At 68.3% G+C, this 21892-nt stretch carries 22 protein-coding genes; 10 read left to right on the plus strand and 12 right to left on the minus strand.

Annotated features, from left to right (window positions below):
* Positions 1–89: 89 nt before the first annotated feature.
* Entirely contained in the window at positions 90–359 is a 270-nt protein-coding gene (locus tag NPJ82_RS06945; protein ID WP_112382477.1) for a hypothetical protein, read from the minus strand.
* 134 nt (positions 360–493) lie between these two features.
* Here NPJ82_RS06945 and NPJ82_RS06950 point away from each other — a divergent pair, with 134 nt between their 5' ends.
* From NPJ82_RS06950 to NPJ82_RS06975, 6 genes are all read left to right on the plus strand, one after another.
* Complete coding sequence (locus tag NPJ82_RS06950) at positions 494–838, plus strand: ArsC family reductase (protein ID WP_342658810.1); 345 nt, start codon at positions 494–496, stop codon at positions 836–838.
* Between the two features lie 40 nt (positions 839–878).
* Positions 879–1739, plus strand: coding sequence for a 3-methyl-2-oxobutanoate hydroxymethyltransferase (gene panB / locus NPJ82_RS06955; protein WP_342658811.1), 861 nt, complete (start codon positions 879–881; stop codon positions 1737–1739).
* A gap of 142 nt (positions 1740–1881) precedes the next feature.
* Positions 1882–2550 (plus strand): tetratricopeptide repeat protein, encoded by a 669-nt coding sequence (locus NPJ82_RS06960; RefSeq protein ID WP_240313472.1) that lies wholly within the window; start codon positions 1882–1884, stop codon positions 2548–2550.
* On the plus strand, positions 2547–3869 hold the full coding sequence (locus NPJ82_RS06965; RefSeq protein WP_342658812.1) for a PQQ-binding-like beta-propeller repeat protein: 1323 nt from the start codon (positions 2547–2549) through the stop codon (positions 3867–3869). Before NPJ82_RS06960 ends, NPJ82_RS06965 begins: the two co-directional genes overlap by 4 nt.
* Before the next feature lie 75 nt (positions 3870–3944).
* The gene (gene der, locus NPJ82_RS06970) at positions 3945–5315 is read left to right on the plus strand and encodes a ribosome biogenesis GTPase Der (RefSeq protein WP_149681659.1); all 1371 of its coding nucleotides are present in this window, start codon (positions 3945–3947) and stop codon (positions 5313–5315) included.
* 115 nt (positions 5316–5430) lie between these two features.
* Positions 5431–5853 carry an Hpt domain-containing protein gene (locus NPJ82_RS06975; protein ID WP_112382471.1) on the plus strand — a complete coding sequence of 141 codons (423 nt, stop codon included), beginning with the start codon at positions 5431–5433 and terminating at the stop codon, positions 5851–5853.
* Here the strand turns inward: NPJ82_RS06975 and NPJ82_RS06980 are convergent.
* The gene (locus tag NPJ82_RS06980) at positions 5843–7066 is read right to left on the minus strand and encodes a DUF418 domain-containing protein (protein ID WP_342658813.1); all 1224 of its coding nucleotides are present in this window, start codon (positions 7064–7066) and stop codon (positions 5843–5845) included. The genes NPJ82_RS06975 and NPJ82_RS06980 overlap by 11 nt on opposite strands.
* A 78-nt stretch (positions 7067–7144) precedes the next feature.
* Between NPJ82_RS06980 and nhaA the strand changes: the two genes are divergently transcribed.
* Positions 7145–8524, plus strand: coding sequence for a Na+/H+ antiporter NhaA (gene nhaA / locus NPJ82_RS06985; RefSeq protein WP_240313471.1), 1380 nt, complete (start codon positions 7145–7147; stop codon positions 8522–8524).
* A gap of 97 nt (positions 8525–8621) precedes the next feature.
* Here the strand turns inward: nhaA and purL are convergent, their stop codons facing one another.
* Positions 8622–10865 (minus strand): phosphoribosylformylglycinamidine synthase subunit PurL, encoded by a 2244-nt coding sequence (purL, locus tag NPJ82_RS06990; protein ID WP_342658814.1) that lies wholly within the window; start codon positions 10863–10865, stop codon positions 8622–8624.
* A 255-nt stretch (positions 10866–11120) separates the two neighbouring features.
* Between purL and glsA the strand changes: the two genes are divergently transcribed.
* The gene (gene glsA / locus NPJ82_RS06995) at positions 11121–12044 is read left to right on the plus strand and encodes a glutaminase A (protein ID WP_342658815.1); all 924 of its coding nucleotides are present in this window, start codon (positions 11121–11123) and stop codon (positions 12042–12044) included.
* 36 nt (positions 12045–12080) lie between these two features.
* On the opposite strand, the gene map is transcribed toward glsA, so the two are convergent.
* Complete coding sequence (gene map, locus NPJ82_RS07000; RefSeq protein WP_149681654.1) at positions 12081–12908, minus strand: type I methionyl aminopeptidase; 828 nt, start codon at positions 12906–12908, stop codon at positions 12081–12083.
* A 52-nt stretch (positions 12909–12960) separates the two neighbouring features.
* Here map and NPJ82_RS07005 point away from each other — a divergent pair, with 52 nt between their 5' ends.
* On the plus strand, positions 12961–13719 hold the full coding sequence (locus NPJ82_RS07005) for a molybdopterin-binding protein (RefSeq protein ID WP_112382466.1): 759 nt from the start codon (positions 12961–12963) through the stop codon (positions 13717–13719).
* A gap of 20 nt (positions 13720–13739) precedes the next feature.
* On the opposite strand, the gene NPJ82_RS07010 is transcribed toward NPJ82_RS07005, so the two are convergent.
* The 4 genes from NPJ82_RS07010 to NPJ82_RS07025 all read right to left on the minus strand — a co-directional run bounded on the left by NPJ82_RS07010 (position 13740) and on the right by NPJ82_RS07025 (position 18669).
* A complete protein-coding gene (locus tag NPJ82_RS07010; RefSeq protein WP_112382465.1) occupies positions 13740–14108 on the minus strand; it encodes a DUF4440 domain-containing protein in 369 nt (122 codons plus the stop codon).
* 76 nt (positions 14109–14184) lie between these two features.
* Positions 14185–16539, minus strand: a complete 2355-nt coding sequence (locus NPJ82_RS07015; protein WP_342658816.1) for a TonB-dependent receptor — start codon at positions 16537–16539, stop codon at positions 14185–14187.
* 193 nt (positions 16540–16732) lie between these two features.
* Positions 16733–17419 (minus strand): transcriptional repressor LexA, encoded by a 687-nt coding sequence (gene lexA, locus NPJ82_RS07020; protein WP_112382463.1) that lies wholly within the window; start codon positions 17417–17419, stop codon positions 16733–16735.
* A gap of 56 nt (positions 17420–17475) precedes the next feature.
* The gene (locus NPJ82_RS07025; protein ID WP_342658974.1) at positions 17476–18669 is read right to left on the minus strand and encodes a molybdopterin molybdotransferase MoeA; all 1194 of its coding nucleotides are present in this window, start codon (positions 18667–18669) and stop codon (positions 17476–17478) included.
* Positions 18670–18779: 110 nt separating this feature from the next.
* On the opposite strand from NPJ82_RS07025, the gene NPJ82_RS07030 reads away from it, so the two are divergent.
* Positions 18780–19040: a DUF6356 family protein gene (locus tag NPJ82_RS07030; RefSeq protein ID WP_149681648.1), complete on the plus strand. Its 261-nt coding sequence runs from the start codon at positions 18780–18782 to the stop codon at positions 19038–19040.
* Here NPJ82_RS07030 and moaC read toward each other — a convergent pair.
* From moaC to NPJ82_RS07050, 4 genes are read right to left on the minus strand one after another with little or no spacing between them, the layout of a single operon-like run.
* On the minus strand, positions 19028–19522 hold the full coding sequence (gene moaC, locus NPJ82_RS07035; RefSeq protein WP_342658817.1) for a cyclic pyranopterin monophosphate synthase MoaC: 495 nt from the start codon (positions 19520–19522) through the stop codon (positions 19028–19030). The two genes, NPJ82_RS07030 and moaC, sit on opposite strands and share 13 nt — an antisense overlap.
* On the minus strand, positions 19522–20301 hold the full coding sequence (gene trpC, locus NPJ82_RS07040) for an indole-3-glycerol phosphate synthase TrpC (protein WP_342658818.1): 780 nt from the start codon (positions 20299–20301) through the stop codon (positions 19522–19524). Before trpC ends, moaC begins: the two co-directional genes overlap by 1 nt.
* On the minus strand, positions 20298–21293 hold the full coding sequence (gene trpD / locus NPJ82_RS07045) for an anthranilate phosphoribosyltransferase (RefSeq protein WP_342658819.1): 996 nt from the start codon (positions 21291–21293) through the stop codon (positions 20298–20300). The genes trpC and trpD overlap by 4 nt, the downstream gene beginning before the upstream one ends.
* Positions 21290–21886, minus strand: coding sequence for an aminodeoxychorismate/anthranilate synthase component II (locus NPJ82_RS07050; protein WP_112382662.1), 597 nt, complete (start codon positions 21884–21886; stop codon positions 21290–21292). The genes trpD and NPJ82_RS07050 overlap by 4 nt, the downstream gene beginning before the upstream one ends.
* Positions 21887–21892: the final 6 nt, after the last annotated feature.

Here is a 21892-nt window from a genome sequence, read left to right on the forward strand (position 1 = left end):
CCTTTGCAACGGAAAAGGGCGTCCAAGTCGCCTTGAACGCCCCTCCAGTCCGATTTGCGCTTGGGAGCAACTCGGTCTGTCCGCCGAAATCAGATGCCGTTCGACAGGTTGGTGTCGGGATCGTTGGTGCGCATGTCCTCGGCGCGGTTCTCGCCCATCTCGCGCACCGCATCGGCACGGTTCTCGAGGCGATCCTCACCAGCCTCGGTAGTGGCGTTGTCCGCCGCCTCTTCGAGGTTGTCGGCCAGCGCCTCGGCATTCGCCTCGATATTCTCGGCGGCCTGCTCGCGCGGGGTGGAGTTGCACGCGGCAAGCGAGACGAGGCCAGCGGCGACGCCGAGAACGATCATTTTCTTCATTATGGTTCACCCCATTTGTTTCACGACTGAAAGAGTCAGGGGGAGATAATCGTCGGCCAATTTCTTTGTTCCCGAACAGGCACGATCTCGCCCTACAGGGAGGGAGCATTACCGATGCAACATGGGGAGCGACGATGACGCGGCTGTACGGGATCAAGGCCTGTGACACGATGAAAAAGGCGCGGGCCTGGCTGGAGGAGGCAGGGGTCGCCTACGACTTTCACGACTACAAGGCGGCCGGGGCCGACGCGGCGCTGCTGCGGGACTGGGTCGAGCGGCTGGGATGGGACAAGGTGCTGAACAGCGCGGGTACGACGTTCCGCAAGCTGCCCGAGGAAGCGCGGCAGGATCTGGATGCGGACAAGGCGGTGGCGCTGATGGCGGCGCAGCCGTCGATGATCAAGCGGCCGATGCTGGTGCATGGCGAGGTGCTGGAGGCCGGGTTCAAGCCGGAGCGTTACGCGGCGATCTTCGGCTGACCGGGTGGAGGTCGCGGACGCGGCGCGCTAAACGGTGGCCATGTCCACGACCTATACCCTCGACACCGCGACGAGTCGCGCCACCCCGACGCCCGTGCCGATGAAGCGGATGACGGTGCCCGCGATCGTGCGGCGCAAGGGGGGTGAGCCGCTGGTGATGCTGACGGCCTATACCGCGCGCACCGCACAGTTGCTGGACCCGCACTGCGACATGCTGCTGGTCGGCGACAGCCTGGCGCAGGTGATCTACGGCCTGCCGTCGACGGTGCCGGTCACGCTGGAGATGATGGTGGCGCACGGGGCCGCGGTGGTGCGCGGCAGCTATCACGCGCTGGTCGTCATCGACATGCCGTTCGGCAGCTATGAGGCGAGCCCGGAACAGGCCTTTGCCAGTGCGGCGCGGCTGTTGAAGGAAACCGGCGCGGCGGCGGTGAAGCTGGAAGGGGGCGAGGCGATGGCGCCGACCGTCCGCTTCCTGGTCGAGCGCGGGATCCCGGTGATGGGGCATGTCGGCCTGACGCCGCAGGCGGTGAACGTGCTGGGGGGATATGGCGCACGCGGGCGAACGCCGGAGGAAGCCGCCAAGATCGTCGCGGATGCGCGCGCGGTGGCGGAAGCCGGTGCCTTTGCGATCGTGATCGAGGGCGTGGTGGAGCCGATCGCGGTGGCGATCACACAAACGGTGGCGTGCCCGACGATCGGCATCGGTGCCTCGGCGCAGTGCGACGGGCAGGTGCTGGTGGTGGACGACATGCTGGGCATGTTCGAGCGCACCGCGCGCTTCGTGAAGCGTTACGACGATCTGGGCGGGCGTATCGCAGCGGCGGCAGAGGCCTATGCCGGCGAGGTGAAGGCGCGGGCCTTTCCCGGTTCGGAACAGCTCTACCCCGCCAGGGACTGAACTAGGCACCACCGCGCAAAACGCCCGGAAGATCGACGCGCTTCCGTTTGGGCGCGGTCGCGGCTAAAGGTCGCGGCTTCATCGATCCGTTTCTTCTCTGGAGCCCGTCTTGGCCCTCACGCCCCAATCCCAAGAAGCCTTCATGCGCGAGGTGGACGACGAGCTGCGTCGCGACCAGATGACCAGCTTCTGGACGCGCTGGGGCCTGTGGGTGATCGGCGCGATCGTGATCGGGCTGGCCCTGTTCGGCGCCTATCTGTTCTGGCAGCATCGCCAGCGCGAGGCGGCCGGCGCCGAGGGCGAGCAGTTGCAGGCGGCCTATGATGCGCTGGCCGCGGCCGATGTGAAGGGCGCCAGTGCCAAGCTGGCACCGCTCGCCACCTCCGACCGCGACGGCTATCGCGTTCTGGCGCAATTCACCCAGGCCGACATCCTGTTGCAGAAGGACGATCTGAAGGGTGCGGCGGCCAAGTTCGCCGCGGTGGCGGCCGATACGTCGCTGGCCCAGCCGTTCCGCGACCTGGCGCTGATCCGCCAGACCGCGGCGGAATATGACACGCTGAAGCCGCAGGTGGTGGTCGAGCGGCTGCGCGCCGTTGCGGTGCCCGGCAATCCCTATTTCGGGAGCGCGGGCGAGATGGTGGCGGTGGCGCAACTGCGCATGAACCGCCGCGATCAGGCGGGCCGCCTGTTCGGTCAGATCGCACAGGACAAGGACGTACCCGACACGCTGCGGCAACGTGCGGTTCAGATGGCCGGTGTATTGGGCGTGGACGCCGTTACCCGTAACGAGGACACCAAGACGCAATGACGAAGCAGTTCCGGACGCCCGTGATGCTGGCGGCGCTCATGGCCTTGAGCGCGTGCGGCATCTTCAAGGGCGCGCCGAAGAAGACGCCGACCGTGGGCAACCGCGTGCCGATCCTGGCGTCCGAATCCGGGGCCGAGGCCGATCAGACGATCGCCGACGTGCAGGTGACGCTGCCCGCGCCCGCACCCAACGACGCGTGGGCGCAGCCGGGTGGCAATGCGGCCAAGTCGATGGGCCAGCTGGCGCTGGGCGAGCAGCCGGCCCGGTTGTGGGAAGCGACGATCAACGGCGGATCGGTGCGCGAGCCGCTGGCCGCGGCGCCGGTGGTGGCGGACGGCAAGCTGTTCGTGGTGGACGTGGCCGCGGTGCTGCATGCCTTTGCCGCGGATACGGGTGCGCCCCTTTGGTCCGCCAAGCTGACCGAGGGCGATGCCAATCGTCCGGCGCGGTTCGGCGGCGGCGCCAGTTTCGACGATGGCCGGGTCTATGCGACGGACGGGCTGGGCGACGTGGTGGCGGTGAATGCCGCGGACGGCAGCATCCAGTGGCGGGCCAAGCCGGGCGGGCCGCTGCGCGGGGCGCCGACGGTCGCCAACGGCGTCGTCTATGTGCTGTCGCAGGACAATCAGCTGTTCGCGATCAGCCAGGCCGACGGCAAGGTGCAATGGGCGCAGCAGGGCACGCTGGAAACGCAGGGCGTGTTCGGCGTCGCGGCGCCGGCGGCCAGCCAGGGCTCGGTGGTGGTCGGCTTCTCCAGCGGCGAGCTGAACGCCTATCGCTACGAGAATGGCCGCGTGCTGTGGCAGGACGCACTTTCGCGCACCACCATCTCGACCTCGGTGTCCAGCCTGTCGGATATCGACGCGGCGCCGGTGATCGATGAAGGCCGCGTCTATGCGGTCGGGCAGGGCGGACGCATGGTGGCGCTGGAGCTGTCCACCGGCCAGCGGCTGTGGGAGCAGAACTTCGCCGGCATCGAGACGCCGTGGATCGCGGGCGAGTGGCTGTTCCTGGTGACCGACGATGCCCGTCTGGTGGCGCTGTCGCGCGCCAGCGGCAAGGTGCGCTGGATCTCGCAACTGCCGCGCTTCCGCAACGAGAAGAAGAAGTCGGGCGCGATCACCTGGTTCGGCCCGGTGCTGGCGGGCAACCGCCTGATCCTGACCAACAGCGAGGGCGAGATCGTCTACGCCAACACCGGCGACGGCGCGGTGCAGACGACGATCGAGGCCAAGACGCAGTTCACCCTGCCGCCGATCGTCGCCAATTCCACGCTCTATACGCTGGACGTGAAGGGGCATATTGTCGCCTATCGGTGACGCCGGCCGATCCATTGTGTGACGAAGGTGAAGCGCGGGCGTGACGAAACGCTCGCGCTTCGCTAACGCGCTGGCATGGCTAAACTCCCCGTGGTCGCGATCGTCGGCCGCCCCAATGTCGGCAAGTCGACGCTGTTCAACCGCCTGGTCGGCAAGAAGCTGGCGCTGGTCGATGACCGCCCCGGCGTGACCCGCGACCGGCGCGAAGGCGACGCGCATCTGCTCGGCCTCGATTTCCGCATCATCGATACCGCCGGTTACGAGGACGAGGATCCCAACACGCTGCCCGGCCGGATGCGGCGCCAGACCGAGGCGGCGGTGGCGGATGCCGATGTCGCGCTGTTCGTCGTCGATGGGCGCGCCGGCGTGGTGCCGCTGGACGAGGAGATCGCCCGCTGGCTGCGCGGATCGAACACGCCCATCGTGCTGACGGTCAACAAGGCCGAGGGGCGCGCGGCGGAACAGGGCGTGCTGGAGGCGCTGGCGCTGGGTTTCGGCGATCCAGTGCAGTTGTCCGCCGAGCATGGCGAGGGCATCGGCGACCTGTTCGAAGCATTGCTGCCCTATATCGACCGCGAGGAGGTGGACGAGCCCGAGGAGGATGACGAAAGCCCCGACGCGATCCTGAAGCTGGCGATCGTCGGGCGGCCCAATGCGGGCAAGTCGACGCTGGTCAACCGCTTCCTGGGGCAGGATCGGCTGATCACCGGGCCGGAAGCCGGCATCACCCGCGATTCGATCGCGATCGACTGGACCTGGACCGATGGCAAGGGCGCCGAGCGTCAGGTGCGGCTGATCGATACGGCGGGCATGCGCAAGCGCGCCAAGGTGCAGGACAAGCTGGAAAAGCTGTCGGTCGCCGACGCGCTGCGCGCGGTCGACTTTGCCGAGGTGGTGGTGCTGCTGCTCGATGCGACGCTGGGGCTGGAGGCGCAGGACCTGCGCATCGCGGACCGGGTGCTGGAAGAGGGCCGGGCGCTCGTCATCGCGCTGAACAAATGGGACGTGGCCGAGGGGCCATCTTCGCTGTTCAACGGCGTGAAAAAGGCGTTGGAGGACGGGCTCAGCCAGGTGAAGGGGGTGCCGTTGCTGACCGTGTCGGCGGCGACCGGCAAGGGATTGGACACGCTGCTCCAGGTGGCGTTCGAGACGCGGGCGGCCTGGTCGCGGCGCGTGGGCACGGGCGAGTTGAACCGCTGGTTCGAGCGCGCGATCGAGGCGAACCCGCCGCCTGCGCCCGGCGGCAAGCGGATCAAGATGCGCTACGTCACCCAGGTGAAGACGCGGCCGCCGAGCTTTGTCATCTTCGGTACGCGCGTCGATCAGTTGCCCGCCAGCTATGAGCGGTATCTGGTCAATTCGATGCGGCGCGACCTGGATTTCGGCGCGGTGCCGATCCGACTGACCCTGCGCGCGCCGAAAAATCCTTACGACAAGGACCGCTGACGCCGAAATACTTCGCTGCACAGGGAATTTCCCGGCTCGCCGTTACCGACTGTTTACCCGATGATGCGATCAGGGTGCCCGATCTGGGCGCTGGGGGCGCGCGAAAGGGGCTGTTGTGTCGTTCGAGGGTAGCACGTTGGTGGACTGGCACGCCTATCAACAGGCGCGCGGGGAGCTGGGTGAAGGCTTTGTCCGCATCCTGGGCTATTTCCGGGAGGACGGGTACAAGTCGGTATCCGCGATCGAGGGCGCGATGCGCGGCGCCAGTGCGGCCGCAATGGTCATCCCGGCCCATACGCTGAAGGGTGAGGCCCGCCAGTTCGGGGCGGAGCCGCTGGCGACGCTGGCGGAGACGATCGAGGGGATCGCGCGCGACAGTGTCGAGCAGCAGGACACGCCGGACGAGGCGCTGGAGCATGTCGCACGGCTGCGCCGGCTGTTCGAGGATACGTTGACGCTGCTGGAGCGCGAGGCGAGCCCCGTCGTGCCGCGCCGGCCGGTCGCGGGTGGCGGGTTCGGGCGACGCGTCAGCCGCTGATCCGGCGCATCGACTGCCATTCCCCCCGCGCAGCGCTGCGCCACAGCCATTCGAGCGGGCCGTGATGGAAGCGGTCGCACCAGGGTTTCGACCAGAGCAGCATCAGCCCCCAGACAGGCGGGGCGGTGAGATAAAGCTGCGCGCGTGACAATGCGCCGAACAGCGCACAGCCGTTGAAGACGACGACCATAAGCAGGCTGGTGCCGAGATAGTTGGAAAAGGCGGTGCGGCCGATCGCGGCGATGCGGGTGGTAAGCGATCCGCCGGGGCGCAGGGCCAGCATCAGCAAGGCGGCATAGCCGACAAAGCCCAGCGTACGCAGCGGCTCCGCCAGAACCATGGCGTTCAGATAGACCCAGGGCATCGCAAAGCCGTGGCGCATGGTGACGATACCCAGCAACGCATAGGCGGGAAGCGCCACCCCGAGGCAGAGCGCGGCCCAGCGGCGATAGCGGGCGCGGGACCACGCACCGGTCAGAAAGCCGGTGCGATAACCGGCCATGCCGAGCAGCATGGCACTGAGCGTTTCGGGGGCGAGGACCGGTAGCACGGTGAGCGGGTCGGCCGCGTGGTGCCAGCGCCACGCCACCGCATCGGCCCATGATCCGCGCATCGCGTCGATCTGGGCGAGCATGTCGGCACGCGGCGGGACGCCGAAGGCGATGGCGAAGCTGTTCCAGATGGCGACCGCGTGCGGGCTGTCCTGCGCCGCGCTGTCGAACAGGATGACGGCGCCGAGCGCGCTGGAAATGGTGGCATAGGTCAGAAGCAGTAGTGCGGTGGCGATCAGCCAGCGGACCGACAGGCCGGCAAACAGGAAGGCGATGGCGCCGACGAGCGCATAATGAGCAAGGATGTCGCCCAGCCAGATCAGGTAGAGGTGCGCGCAGCCGATCAGGAAGAGCGTCGTCATGCGCTGGTAATGCGTGGCGGCCGCGCTGTTCCCATGGCGCTCCGCTGCGTCGGTGACCAGCAGGATCGAGGCGCCGAACAGGAAGGAGAACAGGCCGCGCATCTTGCCCTCGATAAAGACGAAGGTGACGAACCAGGCGAAGAGGTCGGCAGGCGCGGTGCCGCCCCAGGCGAGCGGGGAAAAATACGCCGCCTCCGGCAGGCCGAAGGCGGGCAGGTTGGCGAGCAGAATGCCCATGACCGCGACGCCGCGGATCACATCCAACGACAGTAATCGATTGGCGGTGGCAGCTTCGGGCATCGGGCGACCATGGCAGAGTGGCGCATGCAACTCTATGGCCGTCCAAGGCATTCGGTTGCCATGGGATTGTCTCCTCGCATGACCGGGCGCACCACCGCCCGCGCGCATCATTCACCGGCGGCGGCGGCGTTCCTGCACAAGGTCGGGCCGTTCTTTGCCGGGCACGAGGTGACGGGCGGGCCGCTGGCGGTGGCGACGCTGGTCGCGCTGATCTGCACCAACACCGCCTTTGCCGGCACGTTCGAGAATTTCTGGGACACCGATTTCACGCTGGCCTTTGGCGGGAGCGGCGTGTCGCATTCGCTGGCCGAGTGGATCGACCACGCGCTGTTGCCGCTGTTCTTCGTCATCATCGGTGCGGATGTGAAGCGCGAAATCGTCGGCGGTGCGCTGTCGCGGTGGCGGACCGCGGCGTTTCCGCTGGCGGGCGCGATCGGCGGCATGGTCGTGCCGGTGCTGCTGTTCCTGGCCATCACCCATGGCCGGCCGGAGGCGGTGGGCTGGGGGACGGTGGTGACGATGGACACCGCGTTCGGGCTGGCGCTGATCGCGCTGTTTTCCGACCGGTTGCCGGCCGGCGTCCGCGCGCTGATGCTGGCCTTTGCCGCGGTGGACGATGTCGGCGGACTGCTGGTGATCGCCTTTGCCTATACCGAGTCGATCGACTGGCGCGGGTTGGTGGTGGCGGCGGGCGCGCTCGGCGGGATCATCGGATTGCGGCGGCTCGGCTGGGTATCGTCGGTGCCCTATGTGGTGCTGGCGATGGTGTTGTGGGGCGGGGTGTTCGAATCGGGTGTGCATGCGACGATCGCGGGTGTGCTGATCGGCCTGACCGTGCCGGTGACGCCGCGGCTGGACCAGGGCAAGTTCGCCGAGCGTGTGCAGCGCCGCATCGACGAGTTCCAGAAGGCGCATCGCACCGCCGAGGAAAGCGACGATCAGGACGAGGCGATGGAGGCGCAGCAAAAGGCCGAGGACCGGCTGGGCTATCTGCAGGAGATGACCAGCGCGACCAACGTGACGAGCGGCCGGGTGATCGAGACGCTGACCCCGTGGGTGACCTATGTGGTGCTGCCGCTGTTCGCGCTGTCCAACGTCCGCATCCATTTTTCGGCCGAGCTGATGGGCGCGGTGACGTCGCCGCTGGTGCTGGGCATCGTGGCGGGGCTGGCGGTCGGCAAGCCGCTGGGCTTCATGAGCTTTACCTGGATCGCGTCGCTGCTGGGCTTTGCCGAGCGGCCGGACAAGGTGACGTGGCCGATGGTGGCGGCGATCGGCGCGCTGGCGGGGATCGGCTTCACCATCTCGCTGTTCATCGCCGGGCTGGCGTTCGGGGATAGCGAGATGCGCGAGACGGCATCGCTGGGCGTGCTGATCGCGTCGCTGGTGTCGGCGGCGGTGGGCTATGCCGTGCTCAGGCGGGATGCGAACAAGGTGGCGGAGACCGGCACGGCTTGAGAGCTGCCCATTGGTGGCTCTGCTTGGCTGCCGCTCACCCTTCCCACCGCCTTCGGCAGCGGGCCCTCTCCCCAGAGGGGAGAGGGTGGTTCAGCGTTCAGGCCAGGGCGGCGTCGGCACCCATCAGCTTGGGAAAGAAGCCTTCATGGGCGGTGCGCAGGTCGTCCAGCTTGACGACGAAGTCGCCGTCCTCGCGCTCGAAGATCAGGCGGGAGCCGGCGGTGCGGCCGATGCGTTCGACCTCCACGCCGGCGGCGTGCGCGGCGGTGAGGAAGTCGAGCAGCGCGGCGTCGTCGATGGTCGCGACGTAGAGGCCCTGATCCTCGGCGAAGAGCTGGCGGCAGGCCTCGCCGCGCTCAGGCAGCTGGATCAGTGCGCCGATATTTGCGGCAAGCGCCATTTCGGCGAGCGTGACGGCCAGACCGCCATCGGACACGTCATGGACGGCGGTCAGATGGCCGGCGAGAATGCCGGCGCGGACCACGTCGCCCACCCGGCGTTCCTCGGCAAGATCGACCGAGGGCGGCGGACCGGCATCCTTGCCATCAAGGCCGTGGATCTCGCGCACCCAGAGCGACTGGCCGAGATGGCCCTTGGGGGTGCCGATCAGGACGATGACGTCGCCGGTGCCCTTGAACGCGATCGTGGCGGACTGTTCCCAATTCTGGAGCAGGCCGACGCCGCCGATGGCGGGGGTGGGCAGGATCGCCGAGCCGCCGCCGGTCGCCTTGGACTCGTTGTAGAGCGAGACGTTGCCCGACACGATCGGGAAGTCGAGCGCGCGGCACGCCTGCGCCATGCCGTCGAGGCAACCGACGATCTGGCCCATGATCTCGGGCCGCTGCGGATTGGCGAAGTTGAGGCAGTTGGTGATCGCCAGCGGCGTCGCGCCGACCGCGGTCAGGTTGCGCCACGCCTCCGCCACCGCCTGCTTGCCGCCCTCGACCGGGTCGGCGAAGCAGTAGCGGGGCGTGCAGTCGGTGGTCATCGCCAGCGCCTTGCTCGTCTCGTGCACGCGCACCACCGCCGCGTCGCCACCGGGACGCTGCACGGTGTTGGCGCCGACCATGTGGTCATATTGTTCCCAGATCCAGCGGCGCGAGGCGATGTCGGGCGAGCCCATCAGGGTCAGCAGGTCGGCCGCCGGGTCCTTGCAGCTCGGCACGCCCGTCAGTTCGGGCAGCTTGGGGGTGGGGACGTGCGGGCGATCGTAGAGTGGTGCATCGTCGGCGAGCGGGGCGAGGGGAATGTCGCACACCACCTCGCCCTTGTGGCGCAGCACCATGTGGCCGGTATCGGTGACACGGCCGATGACGGCGAAGTCGAGTTCCCATTTGCGGAAAATGGCTTCGGCGAAGTCCTCGCGGCCGGGCTTCAGCACCATGAGCATGCGCTCCTGGCTTTCCGACAGCATCATCTCATAGGCGGTCATGCCGGTTTCGCGTTGCGGCACGTCGTCCATGATGAGTTCGATGCCGACGCCGCCCTTGGACGCCATCTCGACCGAGGAGGAGGTGAGGCCGGCGGCGCCCATGTCCTGGATGGCGACGATCGCGTCCGATGCCATCAGTTCGAGGCAGGCCTCGATCAGCAGCTTCTCGGTAAAGGGGTCGCCGACCTGTACGGTCGGGCGCTTGGCATCGGCATCCTCGCCGAAATCGGCAGAGGCCATGGTGGCGCCGTGAATGCCGTCGCGGCCGGTCTTGGACCCGACATAGACGATCGGATTGCCGATGCCGCTGGCGGCCGAATAGAAGATCTTGTCCGTGTCGGCGACGCCGACGGTCATCGCATTGACCAGGATGTTGCCGTCATAGGCAGGGTGGAAGTTCACCTCTCCCCCCACCGTCGGCACGCCGACGCAGTTGCCATAGCCGCCGATGCCGTGGACGACGCCAGCGATCAGGTGGCGCATCTTGGGGTGGTCGGGACGGCCGAAGCGCAGCGCGTTCAGGTTCGCGACCGGCCGCGCGCCCATGGTGAACACGTCGCGCAGGATGCCGCCGACCCCGGTCGCCGCGCCCTGATAGGGTTCGATATAGGAGGGGTGATTGTGGCTCTCCATCTTGAAGATCGCCGCCTGCGGTTTCCCGTCCGGGCCCGGGCCGATGTCGATCACGCCGGCATTCTCGCCGGGGCCGCAAATGACCTGCGGGCCCTCGGTCGGCAGCTTCTTCAGGTGGATGCGGCTCGACTTGTAGCTGCAATGCTCGGACCACATGACCGAGAAGATGCCGAGTTCGACGAGATTGGGTTCGCGGCCGAGCGCGTGGAGGACGCGCTCATATTCCTCGGGGGACAGGCCGTGTTCGGCGACGATCTCTGCAGTGATCTCAGTCATGGAGCGCGCCTTTAGCGGGGCCGTGGGCGTTCGTCACCCCGGCGCGAGGGGCAGATTTTGCGGAAGTGGACACTAGCGCCCCAGAGCGCGTGTCCACTTACTATTGTTGCAATCGCAACAGGAGGCAGATGGGCGGTTCGGGACATGGCAGGAGGATAGCCGAAGCCGGCCCTGTAGGACAGCGGCGGGGGATGATTGTTGGACCCGCCAGATGGCGTCACTGGTTGAGGAACATGGTCAGTCAGGAGACGATGATTGCACGACGGGTTGAACGAGATGTTGCACGAGGTGGCCGATGAGATCACGCGGGATGCCGCCGAGATCGAGGCATCGGCGGACGCCAAGGACGACGGTGCCGAGCCCGGCCCGTTCGGGGCGGCGATCGCGACGCTGGACGGCACGGTGCTGACCGCCGGCGCGGCGGATACGCGCTTTCCGATCCAGAGCATCGCCAAGGTGTTCGCACTGGAACGCGCGCTGTGTGCGATCGGGGACCGGGTGTTCGAGCGGGTGGGGCGCGAGCCTTCGGGTGATCCGTTCAATTCGATCATCGATCTGGAGCGGACCAAGGGCCTGCCGCGCAACCCCTTCGTCAATGCCGGCGCGCTGGTGGTGGTCGACATGCTGGTAGACTGCGATGTCGAGCGGGCCGAAACGCTGGTCGCGCGGCAGCTGGGGGTGGATGCCGTACCGCTGGACGACGAGGTCATGGCCAGCGAGGAGGAGGGCGGCGACCTGAACCGGGCGATGATGAGCTTCATGCGGCATCACGGCAACCTGAAGTCGGAACCGGACGACGTCATGGAGGCCTATGTCCGGCAATGCGCGATCTCGCTGGATTGCGGCGCGCTGGCGCGGGCCGGGTTGTTCCTGGCGCATGACGCGCGGGTGCGGGGCGACGATGCGGCCGACGCCGAGGCGCAGCGGATGCGCAAGGTGCTCGCGCTGATGATGACGTGCGGCCATTATGACGGATCGGGCGACTTTGCCCTGCGCGTCGGATTGCCGGCCAAGAGTGGGGTCGGGGGCGGCATCCTGGCGATCGTGCCCGATACCGCGGCTATCGCGGTGTGGTCGTCCAACCTGGACCAGCATGGCAACAGCATTTTGGGCGTGCGCGCGCTGGAGATGATCGCGCGGCGGACGGGGTGGTCGGTGTTCGGGCGGGGGTTCGATTAGAGGGTAAGCCCCTCTCCCCAAGGGGGAGAGGGGGCTTCAGGCGTAAGGCGGCATGGTGTGGCCGGCGGGGGAGAGGGTAAAGATCTCGCAACCCTCTTCGGTGATGCCGATCGAGTGTTCGAACTGCGCGGACAGCGAGCGGTCGCGGGTTACCGCGGTCCAGCCGTCGTCGAGCAGCTTCACGTCGGGGCGGCCGATGTTGATCATCGGTTCGATGGTGAAGATCATGCCGGGGCGCAGTTCGGGGCCGGTGCCGGGGCGGCCGACATGGACGACCTCGGGCGCGTCGTGAAAGAGCTGGCCGAGGCCGTGTCCGCAGAAATCGCGGACGACGCCGTAGCGGTGCCGCTCGGCATGGCGCTGGATGGCATGGGCGACGTCGCCCATATGGTTGCCGGGCCGCGCCTGCTCGATACCGAGCATCAGGCATTCATAGGTGATCTCGACCAGCCGGCGCGCCTTTAGCGGTACGTCGCCGATCAGGTACATGCGGCTGGTGTCGCCGTGCCAGCCATCGACGATCGGCGTGACGTCGACATTGACGATGTCGCCCGACTTCAGCGGCTTTTCCGAGGGGATGCCGTGGCAGACGACATGGTTGATCGAGATGCAGGTGGAGTGCGTATAGCCCCGATAGCCGAGCGTCGCCGGATAGCCGCCATTGGCGGTGACGAAGTCGTAGATCAGCCGGTCGATCTCGCCGGTGGTGACGCCGGGGACCATGTGCGGCACCAGCATGTCGAGCGTTTCGGCGGCAAGGCGCCCGGCCTTGTGCATGCCGGCAAAGGCGGCGGGGCCATGGAGCTTGATCGCGCCGGTGCGCCCTTCCGGCGCATCGGGGGAGACGGTCACATAGTCGGTCATGGCGCGCGATATAGCGTGGCGGCGACGCTTTTGCGAGGCTATGGCAGGGGCCATGACCCAAGAACGCATCTGGACGGCGGCACTGGTCGTCATCGGCGACGAAATCCTGTCGGGCCGCACGCAGGACCGCAATGTCGCGCAGATCGCGACCTGGCTGAACGTGCAGGGCATCCGGCTGGCCGAGGTGCGGGTGGTGAGCGACCGGACGGAGGCGATCGTGGAGGCGGTGAATACGTTGCGCGCACGCAACGATTATCTGTTCACCACCGGCGGGATCGGGCCGACGCATGACGACATTACGGTGGATGCGATTGCCGAAGCGCTGGGGGTGGGCGTCGTCCACCACCCGGAGGCGATGGCGGTGCTGGAGGCCTATTACGCGACGCGCGGCGGGCTGACCGAGGCGCGCGCGCGGATGGCGCGGGTACCGGACGGCGCGACGCTGATCGAGAACCGGGTGTCGGGTGCGCCGGGCATCCATGTCGAGAACATCTTCATCATGGCCGGGGTGCCGCACATCACCGCGGGCATGCTCGACCGGCTGACGGGCACGCTGGAGGGCGGGCGGCCGGTGGTGTCGGGGACGATCGGCTGCTGGGTGGCGGAAAGCGAGGTCGCCGACATGCTGCGCAGCGCCGAGAAGGCCCATGAGGGCGTATCGATCGGCAGCTATCCCTTCTTCCGCGAAGGGCGGACGGGGGCGAACTTCGTCGTGCGCAGCCCGGATGCGGCACTGGTCGACCGGTGCCTGGCGGACCTGACCACCGCGCTGGAGGCCGAGGGACGGGTGGTGATCGCCGGGGGGATCTGACACCCCCCGGCGGTGGCGGCCTATTGCTCGACGCTGGCGGCGAGGGGCGGCGTCTGCTGGTGCTGGATGACGCTCCAGTCCTCATGCGCCAGACGGCGATAGGTGCTGGTGCAATGCGCCTCGTAGGGCTGCTCACCCTCGCGCTCGGCACGGACGTGATAGGCGATGACGATCAGCCCTTCCTGCGGGCGGGCAATCTGCTGGTTGGAAAAGGCGACCTTGCTCCAGCGCGGGGTGTTGGACACCGCCTCCACCGCCTGCGCGCCGGTGACCACATAGGGCGGCTGCGGGATCACCATCAGGCATTCGTCGTCGATCGACTCGGCATAATGTTCATGGTCGGCGGTCCAGAGGCTTTCCTCGAAGCTCCACACGCGATTGTCTTCCATGGCCTTCTCTCCTGATGGCGTTCCGGCCAACAGCGCCGGGGGAGGCGGATCGTTCCCGCATCTCCCCCGGCCGCGATCAGAAGCCGCGACGGAGCGTGACGAACCACTGACGCGGTGCGCCGGCGAGCAGCGTCTGGTTGTCGCCGCTGGCGGTGTAGCCGTTGGTGCCGATGGTGGAGATATAGTCCTTATCGGTCAGGTTGGTGACGCTTGCCTCGATCGTGAAGCCGCGCAGGAGGCCGGGCGCGTCGGTGAAGCGGTAGCCGATGCTGGCATCGACCAGCGCACGGGCGCCGACCGACTGGTCGTTCAGATAGGTGAAATAGCGCCTGGTCATGTAGTCGACGCCGGCGCGGGCGAAGAAGCGGTCGTCGTCATAGACGATCTCGCCCTTGGCCATGTGTTCGGGCGTGTCGACCACGGTGCGCCCGGCGGTCGGGGACAGCACGGCGCCGGCGGCGCTCAGGACATCGTCCTGATAGGTGGCGCGGTTGTAGGAATAGCTGGCGAACAGCGACAAGGGCGTCGTGGGGATGCTGTAGAAGGCGGATGCCTCCGCGCCGTAGCTTTCGACGTCGCCCGCATTGTTGAGCGTCGGCGGATTGCCCTGGATGCTCGACCCGTTGGCGAAGACGAGCAGGCGGTTCGAGAAGTCGATATAATAGCCGACCGCCGACAGTTGCAGCCCGCCGCGACGCAGGCGCACGCCGCCCTCCGCCGTTTTCGAGGTTTCGGGGCGCACCGTGCCGCGGATCGCATCAAAGCCGGTCTGGGTGGTCGCGAACGGGCCGGAGGTGGCGGACGACACGAAGGCGCGCATGTTTTCCGAATAGCTGCCGAACATTTCGGCGCCCGAGCCGAGGCGGAAAACGAGGCCGGCTTGCGGGAGGAACCAGTCTTTGGACTCGATCCGGCCAGCGACGAGCGTACCGGTCAGGAGGTTCGCCTGGTTGCGCACGCGCGTGCCCTTCCACCCGGCGTTGATCGTCAGCCGGCCGATATCGAGCGAGTCCGCGATGAAATATTGCAGCGTCTCGGTATCGTATTTGCCGTTCCACTGGGTGGCGAAGGGATTGTCCTGGAAGCGGAGTACGTCGCGGTTCGGCACGGTGCCGCCGGCCAGCCCGTAGAAGCGCCGCGCCTGGCGGAAGGTGTTGCTCTCGTACCAGCCGCCGACTTCGAAGCGATTGGGGCCCAGGTCATAGGCCAGGCGCGTGACATTGCCGGCGCGGTCGATGCCATATTCGGTCGTCCGGTAGGACAGCGGGGCGGGGGCGGTGATGGGTTGGCCGGCATCGTCGGGTGCGCCGGCCGGGGTGGCGAGATAGGGAGTGATCCAGGAGCCCTGGCCCTTGTTGTGGTGGTAGTAGCTGGTGGTGGTGAGGGTGAGGGTGGGGGCGAGGCGCATGTCGAAGGTGAGGCCGCCCAGCCAGTCGCGGCGAAGACCTGCGGCGTTGAAATAGACGTCGTCGACGGTGCCGATGCCGGTGGGGAAGGCGAGACCGGCACCGGGGAAGGGCAGCGCGGCGGCGGGGTTGGCGGCGCGAGCGTTCTGGTTGTTGAACACCTGCGCGATGCGGATCGCCAGCGGATAATCGTTGCCGATATTGTCGTTCCGCAGGCCGCGGCGTGCGATGATGCCGAGGCTGAGATCCTGATAGTCGATCTCGCGCCGGTCGGAAAAATTGACAAAGCCGGTGATGCTGCCGAGCCCGTCCATCTCCTTGACCAGCTTGGCATTCGCCTGATGCTGGCGCTGGCTGCCAAAGCCCTTCCACTTGTCGGTGGTCAGGTAGCCATAAGACAGATAGCCCTTGAGCCCGCCCCCCAGATCGCCGCTATCGGCGCGGACGAAGGCACGAACCGTGTCGTTGCTGCCATAGGTGCCGGAGGCGACCAGATCGGCGGTGTCGGCAGGGGCGCGGCTTTCGAACTGCAGCGTGCCGCCCAGATTGCTGGTCGAGGCGGTGCCGAGCGCGCCCGCACCCTGCGCAACGGTGGTGCTGCCGATATTTTCGGAAATGATCGCGCGGCTGATGTGCAGGCCGTTGACGTTGGCATAGCTCATGTCGCCGAGCGGCACGCCGTCGAGCGTGAAGCCGAGCTGGTTCTGGTTGAAGCCGCGCAGCGAGATGCGCGTCGACCATTCATAGGCACCGAACGCGTCGGCGGACTGGAAATTGACGCCGGGCAGCTTGGCGGCGGCCTTCAGCGGCGAGGTACCCGGCGGCAGGCGTTCCAGATCGGCGGCGGTGATCGTCTGCACCTGACGGGTCTGGCCGAAGCCGAGGACGACGATGTCCTGTCCGTCGCCGCCGGGAGCGGGGTTGTCGGCGACCAGCGTTGCCGTGTCGGCGACCTGGGCGGTGGCGTGCTGCGCGGCGAGAAGCGCGATGGATGCGGCACCGGCGCGCCAGATATGTGCGGTCATGATCGTCGTCCCCCTATGGGGCGACATTGCGCCCCTTTGGCGGGGCTGGTGACGTGATTTGGTTACCGGATCGCTACAATTGCGCGGCCAAATGGTGACGCGGGGGAAGGCGCGTACGATAATCGCATGACCGGCCCCGGTCTCGCGATGCGTGCGACATCGGCGGGACCGGCGCGGTCATGTTCCGCCGCGATCAGTCGTAGCGGCGGAGAAGGCCGGACAGCTTGCCCTGCACCCGAACCTGCGCGGGCGCATAACGCTGCGGATCATAGGAGCGGTTGGCGGGATCGAGCCGCACCATCGCGCCCTCGCGGCGGAAATATTTCAGCGTCGCCTCGCTGTCGTCGATCAGCGCGACCACGATCTCGCCATCGCGCGCGGTTTCGGTGCGGCGGATCAGAGCGTAGTCGCCATCGAGGATACCCGCCTCGACCATCGAATCGCCCGATACCTCCAGCGCATAATGCTCGCCCGAGCCGAGCAGCGCGGCCGGGACGGCCAGTGTCGAGGACCCCTCGAACGCCTCGATCGGCAGGCCGGCGGCGATGCGGCCGTGCAGCGGGATTTCCAGCACGTCGTTGGCCGGGATCGGGCTGGCGGCGGCGGCGGGCGCGGTGGTGCCGACGGGCGACGCCGGTGCCGCAGCCGCCTTCGGCTCGGCCGGGCGCTCCGGCATGCGCAGCACCTCCAGCGCGCGGGCGCGGTTGGGCAGGCGGCGGATGAAGTCGCGTTCCTCCAGCGCGGAGATCAGGCGGTGGACCCCCGACTTCGACTTGAGGTCGAGCGCGTCCTTCATCTCCTCGAACGACGGGGACACGCCCGTCTCCGTCAACCGGTCATTGATGAAGCAGATCAGCTCGTGCTGCTTGCGCGTGAGCATCGCGGAACCTCCGTCCAGAACAGACGTGGAACTTATAAGGAACGTTTCGGCTTGCGTCAAGCGAGGGGCAGGATTTCCGCCGAGTCGCCCGCCTGTGCCGGGGGGGCGTGCGGCTCGCGCACGATCAGGCAGGTGGAACGGGCGAGGGTCAGGAGCATGGAACTGTCCTGGATGGTGGAGGCGTAGGCGCGGCCGTCGCGGAGTTCGGCGCGCAGATAGTCGGTGCGCGGGCCGTTGGCGGGGAGGGTTTCGCCGAGCAGGGCGAGGGCCGGGCGGGGGAGCGGGTCGGCGGCGCCGGCCAAGGCGGCGACGAGGGGCTTCACGAACAGCATGGCGGTGACAAAGGCGGATACGGGATTGCCGGGCAGGCCAAGCACGAGCGCGTCGCCAAGCCGGCCGGCCATCATCGGCTTGCCGGGGCGCAGCGCGATGCGCCAGAAGTCGATGGTGCCACCGGCCGCGGCGAGCGCGGGGCGGACGAGGTCGTGATCGCCGACCGAGGCGCCGCCGGTGGTGACGAGCAGGTCGGCGCGCACGCCGGCAAAGGCGCGGGTCAGCGCGTCCAGGTCGTCGGGCAGGATGCCGAGGTCGATGATCTCCACCGGCAGGTCGCCCAGCATCGCGGCGAGCATGACGCCGTTCGATTCGGGGAGCGCAAGGCCGCTGGCGTCGCTGCCCGGCGCGACCAGCTCGTCCCCGGTGGCGGCGATCGCGACGCGCACGCGGCGGCGGACGGGGAGGACGGCGACCCCGCCCGTCGCGGCGACGGCGATGCGGGCGGGGGTGAGACGCTCGCCCGCGGCGACCAGCCGCTGGCCGGTGTGGAAGTCGAGCCCGCGGGGGCGGACGTTGCGTCCGGCGTGCGCCGGGCCTTCGCCGGTGAGGGTCAGGCTGGCGCCGTCGCGCCCGGCCTCTTCCTGGATCAGCACGGTATCGGTGCCGGGGGGCAGGGCGGCGCCAGTGAAGATACGGGTCGCCTGGCGTGCGCCGACCGATGCGTCGAAGGGGCGCCCGGCGGCGCTTTCGCCGATCACCTGCCACGGGCCGGGCATGTCGTCGAAGCGGATCGCATAGCCGTCCATCGCCGACAGGTCGGCCGCGGGTTGCGTGCGGGCGGCGACGATGTCGGCCGCGGCCCAGCGACCCGCCGCGTCGCGCAGCGGCAGCGTTTCGGTGGACACGGGCACGGCGAGCGCGAGCAGGCGTGCCTGTGCCTGCGTGACGGGAACGAGCGGGGTGGCGGCGGAAATGGCGATATCCTTCGCAAAGCGGCCGGGGGAGAACGGCGTCGGGGCGGCAAGGGTCCGTGGTTGATCCCTGATGGACGGATGCGATATCCTATCCGCCCAAGGAGAAGCCGATGCGAGCCCTTTCCGTTCTCGATACCGTTTTCGCCCGGCACCCGCGTGCGGTGGGTGAAAGCTATCTCGACCATGCGCGCACCGCGAGCCGGTTCGGGCTGGCGATGCTGGGCGGCGGGCTGGCCTGCATGGTGCATGCCGCGGTGCCGGCGCTGTTCACCACCACGGGCAGTGACACGATCCGGCGGCTGCATGCGCGGATGAGCGGTCGGGCCGGGCAGGCGGCCGCTGCGCGCGACGGGTTCTGCTACGAAATCTGAGCAGCTGCGCCCACAGGGGCGACCCAGTCGCCCGACTTGCCCCCCTGCTTGGCGAGGAGGCGGATATCGGACAGGACCATCGCCTTGTCGAGCGCCTTGGCCATGTCGTACAGCGTCAGCAGCGTGACGGACACCGCGGTCAGCGCCTCCATCTCCACCCCCGTCTGCCCCGCCGTGGCGGCGGTCGCGGTGGCGGTGACGCCGCTGTCGTCCAGCGCCAGATCGATCTCGATCTTCGTCAGCGGCAGCGGGTGGCAGAGCGGGATCAGGTCGCTGGTCCGCTTGGCCGCCATGATGCCGGCGACGCGGGCGACCGCCAGCACGTCGCCCTTCTTCGTGCGACCCTCGGCAATGGCGGTGGCCGCTTGCCGCGACATGGTGATGCGACCCGACGCGACCGCCTGGCGCTGCGTCACCGCCTTGTCGCCGACATCGACCATGCGGGCCGCGCCGTCCGCGTCGATATGCGTCAGCCCCGGCATCAACCGACCAGCGCGCGGGTCGCGGCCTCGACATCGGCCTGCCGCATCAGCGCTTCGCCGATCAGGAAGCAGTGGATGCCGTGCTGCGCCATCGCATCGAGGTCGGCACGGCTGGTGAGGCCGCTTTCGGCCACGAAGGTGCAGCCCTGCGGCGCGTAGCCGACCAGATCATAGGTGTTCTGGAAGTTCACCTCGAACGTCTTCAGGTTGCGGTTGTTGACGCCGATCAGACGCGAGCGGAGGCGCGCGGCGCGCTCCATCTCGGACAGGTCGTGCACCTCGACCAGCGCGTCCATCCCGCATTCGAGGGCCGCCGCCTCGATCTCCTGCATCTGCGCGTCGTCCAGCGCGGCGACGATGATGAGGATGGCATCGGCGCCCAGCGCGCGTGCCTCGTGCACCTGCCACGGGTCGATCATGAAATCCTTGCGCAGCACGGGGATCGACACGGCGTTTCGGCCCGCCTCCAGATAGGCGTCCGATCCCTGGAACCAGCGTTCGTCGGTCAGGATCGACAAACAGGCGGCCCCGCCGGCTTCATAGGCGCGGGCATGGGCAACGGGATCGAAATCCTCGCGGATAAGGCCCTTGGAGGGGCTTGCCTTCTTTACCTCGGCGATAAGCGCGTGGCCGGTCCTTGCATCGAGCGCGGCGCGAAAGCCGCGCGGGGCGCTTTGCCCGGCGATCCGCTGGTCGAGATCGGCGTGCGAGATCGTCGCCTTGCGCGCGGCGACATCGGCGCGCTTGGTTTCCAGGATGCGGTCGAGCATCGTCGTCATCGGTAGGCAATCCATTGATCGAGCAGGCGGGCGGCGGCGCCGTCGTCCAGCACGCGGGCAGCGGCGACCGCGCCACGGCCCAGCGTCGTGCTGTGCCCCGCGACGAGGAGCGCGGCGGCGGCGTTGAGCAGCACCGCGTCGCGGTAGGCGCCTTCCTCACCGGCGAGCAGGCGCTGAAGCGCGGCGGCGTTGTGGGCGGCGTCGCCGCCGCGGATCGCGGAGACGGGATGGCGGGGCAGGCCGGCATCCTCGGGCGTGATCGTCGCGGGTGCGGTGAGCGTCCCGACCGAGACGGCGATGCTGGGGCCGGCGCCGGAGAGTTCGTCCAGCCCCTCCTCGCCCGAGACGACCAGTGCGGCCTGGGTGCCGAGCTGGTTCAGCGCCTCCGCATAGAGCGGGGCATAGTCGGGGCGGGCGATGCCGATGAGCTGGCGGGTGACGTGCGCCGGATTGGCGAGTGGGCCCATCAGGTTGAAGATGGTGCGGCGGCCGATCGTGCGGCGGATCGGCGTGATCCGCTTCATCGCGGGGTGATGATTGGCCGCGAACAGGAAGGCGATGCCCAGATCGGCAAGGCTGGCCTCCGCCACCGCGCCGGCGCGGTCCATGTCGAGGCCGAGCGCTTCCAGCGTGTCGGCGGCGCCCGCCTTGGACGAGGCGGCACGGTTGCCATGCTTGGCGACGGGCACGCCGAGCGCGGCGACGACGAGCGCCACCGCGGTCGAGACGTTGAGCGTATGATGACCATCGCCACCGGTGCCGCAGACATCGACGGTGCCGGGTGGCGCCTGGATCGGGACGACCCGCTCGCGCAGGGCGCGCGCAGCCTCGGCGATCTCGATCGCGGTCTCGCCGCGTTCGGTCAGGCCGGTCAGGAAGACGATGATCGCCGCCTCGGTGGCGCGGCCGTCAAGGATGTCGGCAAAGGCGACGCGGGCCGACTCGCGCGACAGCGGCGAGGCGGTATCGGGGAGCAGGGAAACCGTGGTCATGCCGCGAGATGCGCGGGCATGCGGTAGGCGATCCCCGCTTCGCGGAGGAAGTTGGCGAGCATGGCGTGGCCATGTTCGGTGGCGATGCTTTCGGGATGGAACTGCACGCTGTGGATCGGCAGATGCGCGTGGCGGAAGCCCATCACTGCGCCGTCCTGCGCGCGCGCATTGACGATCAGGCTGTCGGGCACGTCGTTGACGATCAGCGAATGGTAGCGCGTCGCGGTGAAGGGCGAGGGGAGCCCTGCGAACATGCCCGAGCCGTCATGCAGCACGGGCGAGGTCTTGCCATGCATCAGCCCGCCGCGCTCCACCTTGCCGCCGAAATGCTGGCCGATCGCCTGATGCCCCAGGCACACGCCGAGCAGGGGGCGGCCGGCATCGGCACAGGCGGCGACGAGGTCGAGGCTGACGCCCGCCTCCGTCGGTGTGCAGGGGCCGGGCGAGATCAGAAAGGCGCTGGCGCCCGATGACAGCGCCTGGCCCGCCGAGATGGCGTCGTTGCGCACCACCTCCACCTCGGTCCCCAGTTCCTGGAGATAGTGGACGAGGTTCCAGGTGAAGCTGTCGTAATTGTCGACGACGAGGATCATGGAGGC

It is taken from the genome of Sphingomonas sp. NY01, from assembly GCF_038809135.1.
GTDB lineage: Bacteria > Pseudomonadota > Alphaproteobacteria > Sphingomonadales > Sphingomonadaceae > Sphingomonas > Sphingomonas carotinifaciens.

Coding starts and splice junctions, on each gene's coding strand:
- NPJ82_RS06945 (WP_112382477.1), bottom strand. CDS start 359: ATGAAGAAAATGATCGTTCTCGGCGTCGCCGCTGGCCTCGTCTCGCTT.
- NPJ82_RS06950 (WP_342658810.1), top strand. CDS start 494: ATGACGCGGCTGTACGGGATCAAGGCCTGTGACACGATGAAAAAGGCG.
- panB (WP_342658811.1), top strand. CDS start 879: ATGTCCACGACCTATACCCTCGACACCGCGACGAGTCGCGCCACCCCG.
- NPJ82_RS06960 (WP_240313472.1), top strand. CDS start 1,882: ATGCGCGAGGTGGACGACGAGCTGCGTCGCGACCAGATGACCAGCTTC.
- NPJ82_RS06965 (WP_342658812.1), top strand. CDS start 2,547: ATGACGAAGCAGTTCCGGACGCCCGTGATGCTGGCGGCGCTCATGGCC.
- der (WP_149681659.1), top strand. CDS start 3,945: ATGGCTAAACTCCCCGTGGTCGCGATCGTCGGCCGCCCCAATGTCGGC.
- NPJ82_RS06980 (WP_342658813.1), bottom strand. CDS start 7,066: ATGCCCGAAGCTGCCACCGCCAATCGATTACTGTCGTTGGATGTGATC.
- nhaA (WP_240313471.1), top strand. CDS start 7,145: ATGACCGGGCGCACCACCGCCCGCGCGCATCATTCACCGGCGGCGGCG.
- purL (WP_342658814.1), bottom strand. CDS start 10,865: ATGACTGAGATCACTGCAGAGATCGTCGCCGAACACGGCCTGTCCCCC.
- map (WP_149681654.1), bottom strand. CDS start 12,908: ATGACCGACTATGTGACCGTCTCCCCCGATGCGCCGGAAGGGCGCACC.
- NPJ82_RS07005 (WP_112382466.1), top strand. CDS start 12,961: ATGACCCAAGAACGCATCTGGACGGCGGCACTGGTCGTCATCGGCGAC.
- NPJ82_RS07010 (WP_112382465.1), bottom strand. CDS start 14,108: ATGGAAGACAATCGCGTGTGGAGCTTCGAGGAAAGCCTCTGGACCGCC.
- NPJ82_RS07015 (WP_342658816.1), bottom strand. CDS start 16,539: ATGACCGCACATATCTGGCGCGCCGGTGCCGCATCCATCGCGCTTCTC.
- lexA (WP_112382463.1), bottom strand. CDS start 17,419: ATGCTCACGCGCAAGCAGCACGAGCTGATCTGCTTCATCAATGACCGG.
- NPJ82_RS07030 (WP_149681648.1), top strand. CDS start 18,780: ATGCGAGCCCTTTCCGTTCTCGATACCGTTTTCGCCCGGCACCCGCGT.
- moaC (WP_342658817.1), bottom strand. CDS start 19,522: ATGCCGGGGCTGACGCATATCGACGCGGACGGCGCGGCCCGCATGGTC.
- trpC (WP_342658818.1), bottom strand. CDS start 20,301: ATGACGACGATGCTCGACCGCATCCTGGAAACCAAGCGCGCCGATGTC.
- trpD (WP_342658819.1), bottom strand. CDS start 21,293: ATGACCACGGTTTCCCTGCTCCCCGATACCGCCTCGCCGCTGTCGCGC.
- NPJ82_RS07050 (WP_112382662.1), bottom strand. CDS start 21,886: ATGATCCTCGTCGTCGACAATTACGACAGCTTCACCTGGAACCTCGTC.